Raw genomic sequence first — 16,172 nt, forward strand, 5'->3', positions numbered from 1 at the left:
GGCGACGGCCGTCCGGGCGAGCAGGCAGGTCCGAGCTACAGTCCGCTCTCGGCGTCCAGGCGGCCGCTCTTGACGGCGTCCATGAACACCCGGTAGTCGCGCTCGTTCTGGTCGGCGTACGCCTCGGCGTACTCGGCCATCGCCTCGGGGAAGGCGTCGTCGCTGTTCAGGTACGTCGCCAGCGCGATCCGGTCACCGGATCGCGCGTGGGCCCTGGCCAGCGTCCAGCTGCACAGCTGGCCGTACATCGTCATACTGCGCGGGTCCATCTTCTCCACCGCGGCCGAAGCCTTCATGTCCCGCAACTGCCGGACGTAGAAGTCGCGGGTCCGGCCGTCGATCCCCGCGACCCGCTGCCAGCCGAGGAAGATGTCATTGGCTGCCTGCATGAGACCTTGCCCCACCACCACGCGCTCGCCCTCGTTGCGGGGAGCGGATCGCTGCCTGAGCACGGTGGGCACCATGGTCTTCAGCACCGAGGGCTCGGCCTCCTTGACCTGGAGGAGAAGCGCATCACCGTCGTCCCTACCGCGCAGCAGCACGATCCAGCATCGCGTGCCGACGCTGCTCACCCCGACCACCTTGCGGGCCATGTCGACGAACTCGAACTGGTCGAACAGGTCCCGTCGCTCGGGCGGCAACGACCGGCGGTAGAGGGTCAGCAGCTCCTTGACCCCGTTCTCGAGCTCATCCCGGTCGGTGTCGGGCAGGCACTCGGCGATCGGAACCATCAACGGCGGGTATGCCTTGAGCCGGACGCCGTCATCGGTCATCTCGGTGAGCTTCGCGGACGTCTTGAGGCTCCCGGTGCCGCGTGCCTTCAGCAAGGTCTCGTCGACATTCATGCGTCGGCTCGAGGACAGCTTGCTACGCAGCGCCGCCTCTACCTCGTCGATGTCGGCACGGGCGTACCAGACGTCCAGAGCTCGCATGGTTCCGAACTCGGCACTGGCATCGCGATAGCGCCGGATGCTCTCCAGGACGCACTTGCGGCGCTCCTTGCGCGAGAACCCGTTACCCCGGCCGGCCACCGCCAGGCTCGCGGCAAGACGTTTGACGTCCCACTCCCACGGACCGGCGATGGTCTCGTCGAAGTCATTGATGTCGAAGAGCAGTCGCCGTTCGGGAGACACGGAGACTCCGAAGTTCGACAGGTGGGCGTCACCGCACAGCTGCGCGCCGAGACCCGAGACCGGTGCCGCGCCGAGGTCGGTGGCCATCCCGAGGGGGTTGCCCCGGAAGAAGGCGAGGGGCGACATCGTCATCCTGCCGTGCCGCACCGGCACAAGTTCGGCAATGCGGGACCGGGCCTGCCGCTCGAGCAAGGTGACCGGATCCGGACGGTTCGAGGGCAGGACCAACTCTGCCTGCTCGCGCGGCGGCAGCGCTGCCCGCGCTGCGAGTCCCAGGCGGGCCCGGTCGGCCGGAGCGAGACGACGGGACGCGTACGCCGGTCGTCCGTCGGGGCGAGCCGATCTCGGTATGGGTGAGGCCTTGCCTGACTCCACCATCGTGATAGGTGCACTCATGCGCCTCTTCCCCTCCGGACATGGTCACGCCAGGTCAGCAGACTCTGATCCCCACCGTCCCAGCCAACACCAGGGGTTATTTGGCGGGCATCACCCCCGCCGGATGAACCGGCCGAGGTCGGTTCGGGCTTCACTGACGTTGTGAGAGACAGCGAGGCCGGTTACGCCCAGCTCCCTCCGAGGACCCGCCGCCGAGTCGCCGTGGCGTCGCTGCTGCGTTCTCTGCTGGTGTCGTTGGTCATCTGCGCGGGCTATTTCCTCCTGCCTTTGCGCCTGGACGGCTCGGTGGCCGTACTGGGCCTGGTCGGCGGGCTGATCTTCGTGGGAATCCTGCTGGCATGGCAGATCCGTGAGATCGCCCGCTCGCCCTATCCCCGGCTCAGGGCGGTCGGGGCGCTGGCGACGTCGGTGCCGCTGTTCCTCGCGGTCTTCGCGACGACCTACTTCCTGATGGGACGCGCTCAGCCCGCGAACTTCAATGAACCGTTGACCCGGCTCGATGCGGCGTACTTCACCGTGACCGTCTTCGCGACGGTCGGCTTCGGCGACATCGTGGCCGTGTCACAATCCGCCCGCGCGGTTGCGACCGCGCAGATGATCGGTGATCTCATCATCGTCGGTCTCGTCGCTCGCACACTCATCGGTGCCGTCCAGCACAGTCTCCGTCATCGGGAGTAAGTCGAGTCCTTCCGGCGCACCATGCGGAAGGAGTTCACCAACCCGGCAAGACCGGCGAGAATCGGAATCCCCAGCGCCACTTGAAGGGCGATCGGCCTGGCGTCGGTATTGATGCGGATGATCTCGTCCCGGATCGGCTGCGGTTGCTTGGCGAGCGCTTGCTCGAGCTCGGTGTTGCTCATCACCTCGGCATCGTCCTCCAGCGCTTGAGCGACCTGCTCCTGCTGCCCCGGCGGGAGGACTGTGCTCGAGTCCGCCAGGTTCGTGAAGGTGAACGACAGCGTGGCCAGCATGATGGCACCGGCGAATGCCAGCCCGAACGAGAGTCCGAACGATCCCGCCGCCGAGTTCACGCCCGCCGCCTCGCTGACCCGCTCCTCCGAGATCGGCCCCAGCGTGTAGTTGTTGAGCTGCGACACCAGCAGCCCCAGCCCCACGCCGGCAATGATCAGCGGACCGATCAGGCTCCAGCCGGAGTCCGCGCGGGGCACGATCGGGATCAGCAGCAGCAGACCTACCGTCAAGGACGTGAATCCCCACCTGATGATGCTGCTCGGGCGTCGCCCGCCCGCCTTCTTCTCGGCCAGGATCGCCGTCCCGAACATGCTGAGCGAGAGCGGAGCCAGCGACAGGCCCGCCTGCATCGCGTTGTACTCCAGGACCATCTGCAGATAGATCGGCAGCACGATCATCGTGCCGCCCAGCGCGATCTGCTGCAGCATCTGCCCGGAGATACCGAGCCGGTAGACAACGGAGCTGAACAGACCCGGGTCGAGGAGCGTCGGCTTGCCCTGCCGCTTGCGTCGCACCAGCCAGTAGACGAGCGCCGTGAGGGCGATCGCGCCCGTGGCCATGATCAGGCCCACGAACTCCCCGCCTTCCTGCCACACCAGGATGCCCAGCACGATGCCCCCCATGCCCAGCACCGACAGGATGGCACCGACCACATCCACTCGCCGGGATCCGGTGTACGGCACGTCGTGAACGAGATGCTGGCCGCTGACAACGACGGCGATCACCACAACCTCGAGCAAGAACCCTATTCGCCACGACAGATAGGTGGTGATGAAGCCTCCGAGCAGCGGCCCGACGGCGGCAGCCAGCGCAGCGGCGGCTCCGACCATGGCATAGGCCTTCACCTGCGCCGCGCCTTCGAAGTTGCCGTGGATCAGGGACTGCATGGAGGGCAACAGCAGTGACGCCCCGAGGCCACCGACCAGCGCCCAGAACACGATGATCGCGGTCAGGTTCTGAGCCAGGGTCATCGCCAGAGCGCCGACGGCGTAGCCGAGCAGGCCCAGCAGGTAGGCGCGCTTACGCCCGATCAGATCACCGACCTTGCTCCCGATCAGGATGAAGGCCGCCGACACCAGCGCCTCGAGCGCGATGGCGGACTGGACGCCGCTGACCGTCGTGTCGAGGTCCTTCACCACCGAGGAGATGGACACGTTCATCAGCGAGGTGTCGACGACGAGCACGAACATCGCCATCGCCAAGAGGACGGCGAGCCTTGGGTTGGCTGCCGTCCCCGCTGGAACGCTCCGTGTCTCCTCGGTCATGACAACATCTCAGCCCGCGAGGATCTTGGCCTTCTGGGCCTGGAACTCCGCCTCGGTGAGAACGCCCGCATCCTTCAGCTCGCCCAACGACTTGAGCTGGCCCAAGCGGTCGTCCGTGGTCGCCGGTGCCGGTGCCGGTGCGGGCGCCGGTGCAGCGTAGGTGGGCGCCGGCGGGGGCGCAGCGTAGACGGGTGCCGGCGCGGGCGCAGGTGCGGCGGGTGCCGGCGCCGGTGCGGCCGCCGCGTCCTGCCTGGCGAACTTGGCGTCCTGCCGTCGCCGCACCCGGCCCGCGACAGCCGATGCGGTGCCCGCGACAGCCGCGGTCTTCGCTAATCCTCGCAACAGTGGCATGTCAGGCTCCTCAACTCGTCGATTCCAGGGCTTCCATGGCATCGAGTACGTCCATCACGTCCTGGGCCGGGATACGCCCGCCGGCGATCATCTGGCCGCCGGACTCCAGGGCCGCCGCGACGAACGGGATCGCCCAGGTGTTCTCGTACACGATCAGCGCCGCCAAGGTGCCGGGCTGCATCGCGCCGGCCACCTCGCGGAGGTCCTCCTCGTCCAGGATTCCCGACCGGGCACCGTTGAGCGAGGCGAAGCCGCCGCCCTGTTCCGACGTCTCGGCCAGATCAACCATGTAGACGGAGCCGTTGATGTCCTTGCCCACCACCATCACGTCGTACACGTGGACGATGCCGCGCTCGACGAGGTTGACCAGTTCCTCGGCCGCTCGACCGGTCAACTTGTTCCCGGTGAACTCGAGAAGTAAATAGTCGATGGGTCCATGAACCTCTGCGTCTGGCATGACTGCCCACCCCTCCACACGGATGTCGGCGACTCTGCGTCCTGTTCATCGCCACAGTGCCTCGCGCCACAGGCGGCGTCATCACCCACGCGGGATGAGCTCAGGAGGGCAGGCTCGCGGAGGCCGCAACGGGGTGCGGCGTGAGCTGCCGGATGCTCAGGATCATCAGGCCCGCGGTCTGGAGCATCGCGACCAGGTCGGCGATGCCCTGCTCGTCGTGGACCTGCAACCGAAAGACTCCGGACGTCTTGTGATGAGCCAGCGGGCCCGCGCAGAAGACGAGAACGGGAGGTCTCAGCTCCCCCTGCACGGCAACCTGGTACGACGAGCCGCTGCACTCATGCGCTGCCATCATGTCCCCCATCCGGATCGATGTCGATCCGCTCTGTCGATGCCGGGGCAGTGCCCAGAACCCGGTGGACCTCGACGACCTCGATGCCCAGGGCCCGCAGTCTGGCCAGCAGACCATAGAGGGCCGACTCGTCGGGGATGCTGTACACGATGGTGCTGACCTGGTCGACTGCCAATGTCACAGCTTCCATGTCCCGGAGGTCCTCTTCAGGTACGGCGCCCGCCACGCGGATCTCGTACGTCGCGTCGACCATCGAACCCACTCCGTTCCGAACGTGTGCGTTCGACGCTCGCAAAGGTGAGGGGCCGCGGCTTCATCCCTGTGGGGTGAACTGCCGGGCCGACCCGAGTGCACGGTTCCGTCGGCCTGCTCGAGTCCGGTACTGCAAAGTCTCAGAATGTCCGGCAATCGGACGAGAAACGCTGGTTTTACAGGGGATTCCGTGATTTCTTCGAAGGGTGCGATTCATCGCGCACCGCCTCCCCAGCGTTCTGTGATGTCGCACGCCGTCGCGAGGAGGGGAGATGCCGAGCGATCAGTACGTAGGGGTCGAAAATCAGCGCAGTACGTCACCGGATGCACCGTTCTACGGTCACCTGAGGTCCACGACCAATGCCTCGGTGATCCCACCGGGGACAGTACCGCGGCAACGACTTGTCGACCGCATGAGCCTGGGGGTTCAGCGGCCGCTCACACTGGTCTGTGCGCCGGCAGGCTTCGGTAAGTCGATGCTGCTGAAGTCGTGGGCAGCGCAGTACCAAGGTCCGGCCGTCGTCAGGCGAATCGCGTTGGATGCCGCCACTGAAGATCCCCCGGCCATCTTGGAGTCCTTGGGCGACAGTCTGTCCCGCCGCGATCACCACGCGCTGGTGCTCATGGTGGACTGCGGCGACCTCATGGTGACGCCCAAGTTCGGACGGAGCCTGGATCGCCTCATCCGCGGCAATGCCGGGCGCGTCCGGATAGTGCTGGCGACCCGGTCCGACCCGCCGCTGCCGTTGCACCTCTACCGGCTGGCAGGCACGATCGCCGAGATCCGGGCCGCTGACCTGGCCTTCACGATCGACGAGACCACAGCGCTGGTGCGCGAGCACAACCTCGAGTTGACGATCTCGGAGGTCGCCGAACTCCAGGCCCGCACCGACGGCTGGCCGGCCGCCCTGATGTTCGCGGCCATGAACCTGACCGGGAAGGCCGACCCGGATCAGGTCATCCGGGACTTCCGCGGCGACTCCGGAAACCTGGCGGCGTACCTGATGACCGAGGTACTCGATGCCCAGCCGCCGGAGATGCGCGAGTTCCTGCTCCGGACCTGCATCGTCGACGAGCTCCGTCCTGAGCTGGCCGCACTCTTGACCGGTCAGGCTTCTGCCGGTCGGTCGTTACAGTTCCTCTCCCACGGCAACTCCTTCATCCAGCCTGTTCCGGGATCAGCGGACTGCTACACCTACCAGGCGCTGTTCCGCGAGTTCCTTCGCGCGCAACTGTTGTTCGAGTCGCCGAACCTCGCCCCTGAACTCCACCGCGATGCGGCGGCCTGGTTCGCCCAGAACGGTCAGCCGCTGCAGGCGATCCACCACGCCGTCGTGGCCGGTGAGTGGAAGCACGCGGCCCGGTACCTGGTGGAGGATTTCGAGGTCGCCGGTCTCCTCGTCGGGCGTCGGCGCCAACAGCTGACAACGTTGTTCGCCGGCTTCCCCGACGATCTGGACGGTTCGGACGCCGCGATCATCAGCGCCGCCCGCGCGCTGGCCGAGTTCGATGTCGACCGCTGTACGTCGCAACTGGACAAGGCCGCGGTTCGGCTGGACCGTCAGACGTCCGCTCGACGACAGCCGGCCGAGTCGGCCATCAGGGTGCTGCAAGCGGTCTGCGCAAGCCTCAGCGCGAATCCCGAGAGCGGGCTGGTCCCGGTCCTGATCGCCGAGGCGGACCTGAGAGCGACGTCGCCGGAGTCGGCCGGTGCGCATCCGGAGCCGAGACTGTTGGTTGCCGGCAGCAAGGGCCGCGTGCTGCTCCAGCGCGGAGACTTCCCGGCGGCCCTGGGAGCCTTCACCGAGGGGATCGCGCTCGCGGAAGAGACCGGTGCCCAGGAGGCTCTCGTCGACTTCCTCGGGATGGCCGCGCTGGTGGAGGCGGCGTGGGGACATCTGCGGCGAGCCGGTGAGGTCGTCGCGCAGGCGACCTCGGTGGCAGAGTCGGGGGCGCAACTGCCGCAGTCCGCGATCGTGGCGGGGGCCTGGGTGCACACCGATCGGAGCGAGCTGCCCAGCGCCGAAGAAATGTTGCAGCGTGCCGAGGAAGCCGCACCCACCCATGACACGCGCGTACTCGCGGCCGCACTCGCCCTGGTCAGGGCCAGGCTGCTGCGGGCGAGCGGCAAGATCGATCGTGCCGCTGCCGAGCTCCGGGCGGCGCGCGACAGCTACGGCGCGCAGGGTGGCTGGCTCGGCGAAGCCCTGACCATCGACGAGGCGAAGATGCTCGTGGCGCAACACCGGCCACAAGAGGCCATCACGACGATCGAGCAGTCCGCAGGTCGTGACAACGTTGGATCGCGCTTGGTGCTCCAGCGAGCAGCTGCCGAGGCCGGCGACCCCCCGTCTGCTCAGCCGCTCCCGGCCACGGATCGCTCCGTCGCACTCGAGACTCAAGTCGACGGCTGGCTCGTCCAAGCCGCGGAATCGATCAGGACCGGAGACACCGGTCGTAGCGGGCTCTGCCTGGAACGGGCCCTCAGACTGGCTGCACCCGAGCAGCTGCGCCGTCCGTTCGCGGAGGCGCCGCCGGCGCTGCGAACGCTGCTGCGGCCCAGCGGTGACCTGATGACACATCACCCGTGGCTCCGCACGCCGGGTCCTCGCGGTCGCGACCGGGCAGCCGGTCGCTGGGGAGTGACACAACGCGAGTTGGTCATCACCGCAGCGCTGACCAGCAAGGAGCACGAGGTGCTCGAGTACCTCGCCGAGTTGCTGACCACCGAGGAGATCGCCGACACGATGTATGTCTCCGTCAACACGGTTCGAAGCCACGTCCGGAGCATTCTGCGCAAGCTGAGCGCGTCACGCCGGAACGAAGCCGTACGGCGGGCGTGGGAGTTGGGACTGCTGCCCTCACGCCCTGAGGCCTAGTCCAGCGGCCCTGACGCGCTCAGGCGCCGTGCTTGGGCCGGACGTCACGACCGTGGAAGGTCAGCGCCCAGATCACCAGGACGTCGAGAGCGACCATGATCGTGACCCAGCCGGGAGACGCGGAGAGGAAGGCCATATTCGTCAGAATGCTCACGACGGCGACGATCACCCCGACGACCCGCGCCCACACCTGACCGAGCAGGACACCGAATCCCGCCACCAGGACGGCGGTGCCGACGATCAGATGTGTCCAGCCCCAGGCGGTGTAGTCGATATGGATGGCCAGACCGCTCTTCGGCACCGCGTAGTAGTCGTCGTTCAGCAGAGCGACGATCCCCTCGAAGCCGTGCATGGTACCGATCACCATCATCACCACGGCGGCGAAGACGATCGGGCCCACCCAGCCCCCGTGCGGCTTCGCGACGCGCCTGTCGATCTCCGGCATGTCCGACATGGTCAACTCCTCATCGTGGCGGTCCGGGTCGCCAGTCGTAGATGACCGAGGTACCCAGGACGACGTCCTGCACAGAGTGCAGGCGTCCGCCGGCACACAACAGCAGTCCGAGCGGGAACAACACACAGAACAGGGCCCGCAGCAGCGCGACAAGGGGACCTGTCCGTTCACCACCACGGCCGACGACTCTCAGCCCCATCACGTGGCAGCCGTAGGTCCGTCCGGTGATCGACCAAGCGACGAAGAAGTAGCCGACCAGAACCAGCAGTACGGTGGCCACGCCCGGCAGCGGCGATGCTTCACTGAACTGGAAAGTCCGTGGACGGACGAGGAATCTCAGCCCGTTGACGCCTACGTAGCCGGCCAGTACCGCTACCACTACGACTACCCCGTCGATGACACCGGCGACCGATCGGGTCACGAGCCCCGCTCGTCGTCCCTGGTACTGCTGCGCCTCTCGCGGGACGATCGACACCGGCTCGTCCGTTCTCATGGTTGCTGGGGCGTCATCTCGGGTTCGGCCCGGGTGCGCCGCAGCCTCAGCCGGGCCACCACCCGGCCCACCGCCTCATCGCCGGAGATGCCTTGCAGGCGTACGCCACGGACGGTGTCGGACGCAACAGATCCGGTGGACTGCCGGATCATCTCGGCGAGATCGACCTCCGCGATGACCCCCTCCGCCAGCCCGGCCATGTCGATCCGGGCCAGCACCTCCGCTGCCACCGCGGGAACCATCCGGTCCAGCGCGACGGACAGTTGGCGCCCCAGCTCCGTACGTTCTTGGCCACCCCGCTTGGCCAGACCTTCCAGCCAGGTGGCCATCTGGTACCGCTCCGCCAGCATGGGCGGACGCATGATCACGACGGCGACCGGGTTGAGAACTCCCCCGACCCGCCGTCCCACCGGGCTGAGAACTCCCCCGACCCGGCGCCCGACCGACTGCGCGACTGCCGCCGCCAGCGCGGCAGCTCCGACAGCCGCGTCGAGCACGACGATCACGTCCTGGGTCGCCGGTGGCGCATCAGGCGGGTTCTCGGACTGCTCTGAAGTACCCACGCGACCATGCTCCGTCGCAACGCCGGGCGCCACCTCATCCGTGGTGGGGTAAACCAACTGATCAGTGCTCGGCTTCGGTCGGGGCCGAGGCGGCGACGCGATAGTCGGCGATCGGGCGGTAGCGATCGTAGAGGGTGGTGAGCACGCTGAACAGGAGGACGAAGAACAGCGCGTCGGTCAGGTGCAGCCGGCCCGGGCCCCGGGACAGCAGCACGTCGGCCAGCACCACGAGTACGACGTTCGTCGCGAAGACGATCCCGAACGAGACCAGAACCGAGTTCCACGAATAGCCGCGCTTCGCGGCCCACAGGCCGAGCGCGGCGTTGATCACCACGAAGACCGCGATGCCGAGGAACAGTTCGAGGTTGTTCGACTCGACGCCTGGCAGCACCTCGCCGTAGATCACGCTGATCAGGCCGATCAGGAAGGTCTTCTCCAGCGTTGTCGTATCGAGGACCTTCCGGTGCGCGGCTTGGTACGCGGCGCGCTGGCGGGCGTCGTCGATTCCCTCGGGCAGCGGATCGGCGCGGAACCGCCAGTTCCAGTCGGCCGGACTCAGCCGCGGGCGGACGACGAAGTACACGACCGCGAGCAGAACGAGCACGGCGACGACCAGCGCCGGGAGGAACCACGGAACGTCCCGGATCGTGTCGGTGAGGTCCAGCTGCGCGATGTGGATCCAGTACTCCTGCGGCAGCTTGACGAAGATCCAGATCGCACCGGCGACGAGTACCCAGAACCGGAACGTGTAGCGCAGCGGGTTCCGCCGGGTGCGCACCCCTTCGTAGGCGATGAAGAAGTACTCGAACGTGTTCGGGAACAACAAGAGCAGCACCCGGGCGCCACTCAGCTCGAACGCGACGACACCGACCTGCCGGAAGAAGAACAGGAAGCGGCCGATCCGGACCGCGTCGTGATTGGTCCAGTTCCGCAGCGTGGCCAGATAGGCGATGGAAAGGTAGAAGACGTCCATCGCCTTGTCGTAGCTCTGGTAGTTCGGCGGGTCGTATCCGAAGGTCTGGAAGATCGTCTGGTCGACGCCGTCGAGCAGGAGACAGGCGATGATCGCCGGCAGCGGGAACATCGGGATCAGCAGCGGCAGCGCAAAGCGCGCGAGAACCACACCCCAGAACACAACCTCGACACTCATGTCAGAACTCCCCACTCCGACGCATCCGGCGGGGGCGGCCGTCGGGATCGTAGATCAGCCGGTAGAGCGGTTCGGCCCAGAGCGCCTGGAAGCGGGTCACGTGTTGCGTCTCGTGCGGACGGATGCTTCCGGACGGGCGAGGGCCCTTCTTGCCGCCGGCGTACCAGGACTCCAGATCCGCGGCGGTGCGCTGCCACAGCTCGAAGCCCGTCAACAGGTCGAGCTGCGCCAGACTGGACCGCGGCCACCCGAGATGCTCCGACCACACCTCGAGCCGCAGGTCGCGGGCAAGTCGACGGGTGCCCTCAGCAACTAAATCCCGGTCGTCGGGAGTCGCGTCCAGCACCGCGCAGGTGAGTTCGCTGTCGCTGGTCCAGGAGCGCCGGTTGAAGTTGTCCGAGCCGCAGGTGAACCACACGTCGTCCACGATGCAGATCTTCGCGTGCACGTAGATCGGCGCCCCCGCGGCATTCTCCAGGTTGTAGATCGCGACCCGGGAAGGCGCAGCCTCGCGCAGCAGCCGCACAGCGCGCAGCTGACCGAAGCGTGCCGGAGGACCGCTCACGGGGCCGTCGGCATCCGGGTACCGCGGCACGACGATGATCACGCGGAGCCCGGGCGACCGCTCGAGGGCATCGCGGATCCCTGCCGCGATCAGCTCCGACCACAGGTACTGGTCCTCCAGGTAGATCAATTTCCGGGCCTTGGCGAACGCCTTGCCGTAGGCCCGGGCGATGCTCCGCTCCCCCTGCGGCGCGAACGGATAGCCGGGACGTTTACGGGCATACGTTCGCAGTACCTGTACGGCGTGCGGCCCGGCCGGCGGCGGATCGGGGAACTGCTCCGGCAGCGACTTCGGATGGCGCGGCATCCGGGCGAGTCGTTGCACCATCATCCGGTACGGCGTCCGCCGGTCGAGCGGATGACCGTCGTCCCAGCGCTCGATGAAGGTGCGGAGCAGATCGCCGACGACCGGTCCGCGGATCTCCAGCGCCGCGTCGTGCCAGGGCGTACGGTCGCCGTACCTGCGATCCATCGGCGCCTGTTGCGGATCCCCCAGATGCTCGCAGTCGTCTCGACGCTGGTGGGACAGATCGATGCCGCCGACGTACGCGACAGCCAGGTCCGGCCGGCCCTTGTGCCGGATCACGAACAGCTTCTGGTGGTGCGAGGACAGACGCCGGACCCGCTGGTCGAGCAGCACCTCGGCGCCGGCCTCGTTGAGCTTCGTCCCCAGCCGCTGGTTCTCCCGTGCGTTGAACCGCAGGTGATCCGAGTGCGAGCGCCAGAGCAGCCCCCTGACCTCGATCCCCGATCGGGCCAGATCGGCCAGCACGGTTCCGATCGTCGGACCCTCGGGCAGCAACTTCTCGTCCGAGTCACCGCGCCAGTCGGTGAAATAGACCCGGTCACCGGCCCGCAGCGCGCACAGTTCTTCGTACAAGCGACGGAAGTAGGTTGCGCCGTGGATCAGCGGCCGGACCAGGTTGCCGTCGACCCAGGAGCCGTCCACGTCCCCCACCCGGTCGATGTCCGTTCCGGGGTTGCCGCGCTCGTCCGGCCGGAGGAACCATTGCCCGGCAGTCTCGTCGATCATCGTCACATCCCTCGGTCGAGTGGCGGGCCGCCCACCACTGAGCGGGAGAGCCCGCTGCGCTGACCGAGCTGCTCGAGATACCCGACGAGCACGCGGTGGAGCTCGTCCGCGCCGCGGATCGGCCGGTCGGGGATCACCAGGTCCGGTGGAGCCAGGAGCAGCGCCCGTCCCTGCCAGCCGCCGAGTCCGCCGTGAGAGCCGACCAGACCTTCGAACGCGGAGACCTCGCCGGTGTCCTTGTCGACAGAGCTGTTCACATACAGGTCAGGCGCCTCGGGCATCGATACAGCTCGCAGCAGGTCTGCCGAGGCATGCGGCCCGAACGGCTCCAGCGGGTCGACGCCGGTCACCTTCGCGTCGGACAGCCGGTGGACGCCCGACGGCCCGAGTGCCAGCGGCCCGTGCTCGGTGCTCATCACCGCGATGAAGCCGATTCCGTCGTGGTCCACAAGCCCCGGGATGAGAGCCGGCCAGCGATCGGTGATGTCCTCCATCGTCAGCCGGCGCTCCTCGGCGGCGTACACCAGGCCGAGGTTGCCCGACCCGAGGACGACCAGCTCCGAATTCGTGGTGACGGCCGGCGGTGCGGCGCGGTGCTGCACCCGCAGCGCCGCCCGATGAGCCACGCGCTCGGTGCCGGAGCCGCCGCCGGCCAGATCCGCCAGGAGGCCGTTCAGGCGGCCCCAGCCCTCGACCGACTGCTCGACGGTTTCGACCTGTGCTGCGGTCAGCTGCGAGCAGACCGCAGCCAGGTCGATCCCGTGCCGATCGGCGAAGATCGTTCCCTGGGACTGACCGTGGTCGGACAGGATGACGAGGCGGTACGGCCGCGGGGCTGCCGCGGCGACGGCCTCCAGGCACGCCAGCACGCGATCGAGCCGATCCAGTGTGCCCAGCGACTCCGGCCGCAAGGCGCCGGCGTGATGGGCCACCTCGTCGTAGTCGACATAGTCGACATACACGACCCGCGTGCCGTGCATCATCTCCTCGGCCACCAGTGCGGTGTTGAGGTCGCGCAGGACGACGTTCGTCACCGCGCGCATGCCGGCGAACAGCCAGCCGCGCTCTCCCCTCGGCCGAACATCGAGGCGGCGTTGCCGGCGCGACTCGAACCGCTCCCGCGCGATCTCCGCGACCGCCCCGGACAGGCTGCCGGCGAAACCGTCCGGCCGGGCCAGATACCAGGCAGCGCGGCGACGCGTGTCAGCCGAACCGCGGGCGAGCTCGATCTTGCTCATGGTCAGCACCGACCGCTCGGCGTCGCCGCTGAAGAGGTTGGAGATACTCACGCCGCCATCGGCCAACAGACCGCGGCCGTCGGAGGCCCGGCGCTCGATCTCGGCCGCGTCAGCGGTCCGATTGGCGACCAGCACGCGCCCCAGGGCCCGGTCGTACCAACGAAAGGCGGGTACGCCGTCGATGCGGCCGTGCAGGATCCCCAGCTGACTGGCGGGCGTGGTGGGCGGCAGCACCGGGGTCCACTCGACCAGCCGATAGCCGTCGTCGCGGACCCAGCGCGCCATGGTCGGCAGGGTGGCGGCGAGAAGTTTCCAGCGCATAACCGGGAAGGGCACGCCGTCGAGCTGTACGAAGATGACGCCGGGAGCCTCGGGATCGTCGACCGGTTTCTGCCGCCGCCTGGTCCGGCGGACGAGGGCCGCGGTGAAGGCTTCCGACGTACCAGAGGTGCACAGCCACGCCACGATCGTCGCCGTGGCCGCCGCGATCCACGCCGCGGCGAGCACGACCCAGAACGAGTCCGCCTCGACCCCCGGGATCAGTGTGAGCGCCGCCGCGAGGATCACGGCCTGTCCGAGCACCGCCACGAGGAGTACCGCAAGCCATCCGATCGCGGCGCTCGCGGCCACAAGCAACGGGCGCACCAGCGCACCGACCAGGAACGTCGCCGCCGCCGAGGCGAGCAGCTGCGGGAACGACGAGAATCGCAGGCCGGGCAGCACGGCACCCGCGAGGGCGAGGGCCAGGACCGAGCTGACATATGTCGCAACGATCCGGCCGAGATCGCCGGCGCGGACCAGCGGCGTGGACACGGTGGTCCGGCCGTCATTTACGGAGGGCGCGCGGACGCGTCAGCGCCCAGATGATCCACACGTCGAGGGCGATCAGCAGCAGCGACCAGAACGGCTGGTAGGGAATGAAGAAGAAGTTGTCGATCGCGCTCAGCACCACCAGGAACAGCGCGATGACTCCGGCCCAGACTGCTCGGGAGAACAAGCCGATCCCGGTCGCGATGAGGGCCAGGCCGAGGATCAGGTGGATCCATCCCCAGGCGGTGATGTCCAGGTCGAAGGCGTAACCCCTGACCCGTACGAAGTACTCGTCGTTCAGGATCGCGGCCAGGCCGGTGATCACCTGGAAGCCGCCGATCATCAGCAGCATCGTGGCGGCGAAGGCGACTCCGCTCATCGCCCAGCCCGAGTCGGCCTGCGACTCGACAGCGCGGTCGTCGGTCATCTGTGTCCACCTCTCCTGCCCGGGCCTGCCCGGTCCTCGACGGATGTCGAGTGCGCGTCGACAGTAGGACCGCGCCGACCGTCGTTGCGTCACCCTTGGCGGACGACATCCGGGCCCGGGCCCGTGGAGTCGCGAAGGATCATCCCAGGTGGGGGATGCCGGTCCGGGTCGATCTGAGCGATCTTCGAGGCCCAGGCCGGTCGGACCAGGGAGGTTGCGACGATGTCCGCAGGCTCCATGGACTCCCCCGACGGCAGGGTGCCGGCAGCCGACGCGCCGACTCCCCCCGGGACGCTGCCGCGCGGAGTCGTCGTCCTCCTCGGCACCGCGGGCGCGGTCGTCACCGCCGCCGGGGTTCGCAGCTTCGCGGAGATCGTCGGCCCGGTCTTCCTCGCGCTCGTCCTCACGATCGCGGTGAGTCCACTGCGCCGGTCGCTGCTGAGGCGAGGCGTCAAGGGGTGGCTGGCCGGGCTGATCGCACTCGTGGTCGTGAACGCCTTCTTGCTCGGAGTCGCGGCGATGCTGGCCTTCTCGATCGCCGAACTGGCGCGCCTGCTGCCCACGTATGAGGACAAGTTCGCCGAGTTGGTCGCGGATGCCCGCGACTGGCTGGCCGGCCTCGGCGTGGGCAAGGAACAACTCGACGCTGTCCTGCAGAAGTTCGACCTCGGCAAGTTCTTCGACATCCTGCAAGGCTGGCTGAGCGGAATCCTCGGAATCTTCTCCGTCCTGGCCTTCATCGTCGCCGTTCTGTTCTTCATGGGCATCGACGCGGTGGACTTCCCGTCCCGCCTGAAGCAGGCGGCACAGGTCAAGCCGGACGTCGTTGCCGCCCTGACCGGCTTCACGCGAGGTACGACGCGCTACCTGATCGTCTCCACCGTGTTCGGGGTGATCGTGGCAGCGTTCGACGTCGCGGTCCTCTATCTGCTGGACATCCCGCTGCCCTGGCTGTGGGGACTGCTGGCCCTCATCACCAACTACATACCCAACGTCGGATTCTTCATCGGGGTGATCCCGCCCGCGCTGCTGGCACTTCTCGACCAGGGCTGGGGAGCCTTGTTATGGGTGATCGTCTTGTACAGCGTCATCAACTTCATCATCCAGTCGATCATCCAGCCGAAGGTCGTCGGCGACACCGTCGGGCTCTCCACAACCCTGACCTTCCTCTCCCTGGTCTTCTGGGCCTGGCTTCTCGGCCCACTGGGCGCCGTACTGGCCATTCCACTGTCGCTGCTGGTCAAGGCCCTCCTCCTCGACGCCGCGCCCTCCACCCACTGGCTGGCCGGCCTGATCGCCGGCGGCCCACTTCCGGAACAGCCTCCGCCCGCAGCGCCTGCGGAGCTCCCCCCGGACGATGTCACCGCCGAGCAGGTCGGATGA

At 67.8% G+C, this 16,172-nt stretch carries 16 protein-coding genes; 3 read left to right on the forward strand and 13 right to left on the reverse strand.

Annotation, left to right across the window (positions count from 1 at the left end; translation table 11 throughout):
• Nucleotides 1–35 precede the first annotated feature (35 nt).
• Nucleotides 36–1,529 carry a DUF2252 domain-containing protein gene (locus tag ACQPYH_RS23215; RefSeq protein ID WP_432874983.1) on the reverse strand — a complete coding sequence of 498 codons (1,494 nt, stop codon included), beginning with the start codon at nucleotides 1,527–1,529 and terminating at the stop codon, nucleotides 36–38.
• A gap of 141 nt (nucleotides 1,530–1,670) precedes the next feature.
• Between ACQPYH_RS23215 and ACQPYH_RS23220 the strand changes: the two genes are divergently transcribed.
• Nucleotides 1,671–2,207, forward strand: coding sequence for a potassium channel family protein (locus tag ACQPYH_RS23220; RefSeq protein ID WP_432874985.1), 537 nt, complete (start codon nucleotides 1,671–1,673; stop codon nucleotides 2,205–2,207).
• Here ACQPYH_RS23220 and ACQPYH_RS23225 read toward each other — a convergent pair.
• The 5 genes from ACQPYH_RS23225 to ACQPYH_RS23245 form a co-directional block, all read right to left on the reverse strand.
• Nucleotides 2,195–3,766, reverse strand: coding sequence for an MFS transporter (locus tag ACQPYH_RS23225; protein ID WP_432874988.1), 1,572 nt, complete (start codon nucleotides 3,764–3,766; stop codon nucleotides 2,195–2,197). The two genes, ACQPYH_RS23220 and ACQPYH_RS23225, sit on opposite strands and share 13 nt — an antisense overlap.
• 9 nt (nucleotides 3,767–3,775) lie before the next feature.
• On the reverse strand, nucleotides 3,776–4,117 hold the full coding sequence (locus ACQPYH_RS23230) for an SHOCT domain-containing protein (RefSeq protein ID WP_432874991.1): 342 nt from the start codon (nucleotides 4,115–4,117) through the stop codon (nucleotides 3,776–3,778).
• A gap of 10 nt (nucleotides 4,118–4,127) precedes the next feature.
• Nucleotides 4,128–4,574, reverse strand: a complete 447-nt coding sequence (locus ACQPYH_RS23235) for a DUF6325 family protein (RefSeq protein WP_432874993.1) — start codon at nucleotides 4,572–4,574, stop codon at nucleotides 4,128–4,130.
• Nucleotides 4,575–4,674: 100 nt separating this feature from the next.
• A complete protein-coding gene (locus tag ACQPYH_RS23240; RefSeq protein WP_432874996.1) occupies nucleotides 4,675–4,926 on the reverse strand; it encodes a hypothetical protein in 252 nt (83 codons plus the stop codon).
• A complete protein-coding gene (locus ACQPYH_RS23245) occupies nucleotides 4,913–5,179 on the reverse strand; it encodes a hypothetical protein (RefSeq protein WP_432874999.1) in 267 nt (88 codons plus the stop codon). The genes ACQPYH_RS23240 and ACQPYH_RS23245 overlap by 14 nt, the downstream gene beginning before the upstream one ends.
• 412 nt (nucleotides 5,180–5,591) lie before the next feature.
• On the opposite strand from ACQPYH_RS23245, the gene ACQPYH_RS23250 reads away from it, so the two are divergent.
• Nucleotides 5,592–8,057 carry a LuxR C-terminal-related transcriptional regulator gene (locus tag ACQPYH_RS23250; RefSeq protein ID WP_432875002.1) on the forward strand — a complete coding sequence of 822 codons (2,466 nt, stop codon included), beginning with the start codon at nucleotides 5,592–5,594 and terminating at the stop codon, nucleotides 8,055–8,057.
• 19 nt (nucleotides 8,058–8,076) lie between these two features.
• Here the strand turns inward: ACQPYH_RS23250 and ACQPYH_RS23255 are convergent, their stop codons facing one another.
• From ACQPYH_RS23255 to ACQPYH_RS23285, 7 genes are all read right to left on the reverse strand, one after another.
• The gene (locus ACQPYH_RS23255; protein ID WP_432875005.1) at nucleotides 8,077–8,511 is read right to left on the reverse strand and encodes a DUF7144 family membrane protein; all 435 of its coding nucleotides are present in this window, start codon (nucleotides 8,509–8,511) and stop codon (nucleotides 8,077–8,079) included.
• A gap of 10 nt (nucleotides 8,512–8,521) precedes the next feature.
• Entirely contained in the window at nucleotides 8,522–9,004 is a 483-nt protein-coding gene (locus tag ACQPYH_RS23260) for an RDD family protein (protein WP_432875008.1), read from the reverse strand.
• Entirely contained in the window at nucleotides 9,001–9,567 is a 567-nt protein-coding gene (locus ACQPYH_RS23265; RefSeq protein ID WP_432875011.1) for a hypothetical protein, read from the reverse strand. Before ACQPYH_RS23265 ends, ACQPYH_RS23260 begins: the two co-directional genes overlap by 4 nt.
• 61 nt (nucleotides 9,568–9,628) lie before the next feature.
• The gene (locus ACQPYH_RS23270) at nucleotides 9,629–10,717 is read right to left on the reverse strand and encodes a hypothetical protein (protein WP_432875014.1); all 1,089 of its coding nucleotides are present in this window, start codon (nucleotides 10,715–10,717) and stop codon (nucleotides 9,629–9,631) included.
• A gap of 1 nt (nucleotide 10,718) precedes the next feature.
• Nucleotides 10,719–12,314, reverse strand: coding sequence for a phospholipase D family protein (locus tag ACQPYH_RS23275; protein WP_432875016.1), 1,596 nt, complete (start codon nucleotides 12,312–12,314; stop codon nucleotides 10,719–10,721).
• 2 nt (nucleotides 12,315–12,316) lie between these two features.
• Nucleotides 12,317–14,365: an alkaline phosphatase family protein gene (locus tag ACQPYH_RS23280; protein WP_432875019.1), complete on the reverse strand. Its 2,049-nt coding sequence runs from the start codon at nucleotides 14,363–14,365 to the stop codon at nucleotides 12,317–12,319.
• Between the two features lie 13 nt (nucleotides 14,366–14,378).
• The gene (locus ACQPYH_RS23285) at nucleotides 14,379–14,789 is read right to left on the reverse strand and encodes a DUF7144 family membrane protein (RefSeq protein WP_432875021.1); all 411 of its coding nucleotides are present in this window, start codon (nucleotides 14,787–14,789) and stop codon (nucleotides 14,379–14,381) included.
• 222 nt (nucleotides 14,790–15,011) lie between these two features.
• On the opposite strand from ACQPYH_RS23285, the gene ACQPYH_RS23290 reads away from it, so the two are divergent.
• Entirely contained in the window at nucleotides 15,012–16,172 is a 1,161-nt protein-coding gene (locus ACQPYH_RS23290; RefSeq protein WP_432875024.1) for an AI-2E family transporter, read from the forward strand.

This window comes from Kribbella sp. CA-245084 (assembly GCF_050942355.1).
Lineage (GTDB): Bacteria > Actinomycetota > Actinomycetes > Propionibacteriales > Kribbellaceae > Kribbella.

Coding starts and splice junctions, on each gene's coding strand:
- ACQPYH_RS23215 (WP_432874983.1), bottom strand. CDS start 1,529: ATGAGTGCACCTATCACGATGGTGGAGTCAGGCAAGGCCTCACCCATA.
- ACQPYH_RS23225 (WP_432874988.1), bottom strand. CDS start 3,766: ATGACCGAGGAGACACGGAGCGTTCCAGCGGGGACGGCAGCCAACCCA.
- ACQPYH_RS23230 (WP_432874991.1), bottom strand. CDS start 4,117: ATGCCACTGTTGCGAGGATTAGCGAAGACCGCGGCTGTCGCGGGCACC.
- ACQPYH_RS23235 (WP_432874993.1), bottom strand. CDS start 4,574: ATGCCAGACGCAGAGGTTCATGGACCCATCGACTATTTACTTCTCGAG.
- ACQPYH_RS23240 (WP_432874996.1), bottom strand. CDS start 4,926: ATGGCAGCGCATGAGTGCAGCGGCTCGTCGTACCAGGTTGCCGTGCAG.
- ACQPYH_RS23245 (WP_432874999.1), bottom strand. CDS start 5,179: ATGGTCGACGCGACGTACGAGATCCGCGTGGCGGGCGCCGTACCTGAA.
- ACQPYH_RS23250 (WP_432875002.1), top strand. CDS start 5,592: ATGAGCCTGGGGGTTCAGCGGCCGCTCACACTGGTCTGTGCGCCGGCA.
- ACQPYH_RS23255 (WP_432875005.1), bottom strand. CDS start 8,511: ATGTCGGACATGCCGGAGATCGACAGGCGCGTCGCGAAGCCGCACGGG.
- ACQPYH_RS23260 (WP_432875008.1), bottom strand. CDS start 9,004: ATGAGAACGGACGAGCCGGTGTCGATCGTCCCGCGAGAGGCGCAGCAG.
- ACQPYH_RS23270 (WP_432875014.1), bottom strand. CDS start 10,717: ATGAGTGTCGAGGTTGTGTTCTGGGGTGTGGTTCTCGCGCGCTTTGCG.
- ACQPYH_RS23275 (WP_432875016.1), bottom strand. CDS start 12,314: ATGATCGACGAGACTGCCGGGCAATGGTTCCTCCGGCCGGACGAGCGC.
- ACQPYH_RS23285 (WP_432875021.1), bottom strand. CDS start 14,789: ATGACCGACGACCGCGCTGTCGAGTCGCAGGCCGACTCGGGCTGGGCG.
- ACQPYH_RS23290 (WP_432875024.1), top strand. CDS start 15,012: ATGTCCGCAGGCTCCATGGACTCCCCCGACGGCAGGGTGCCGGCAGCC.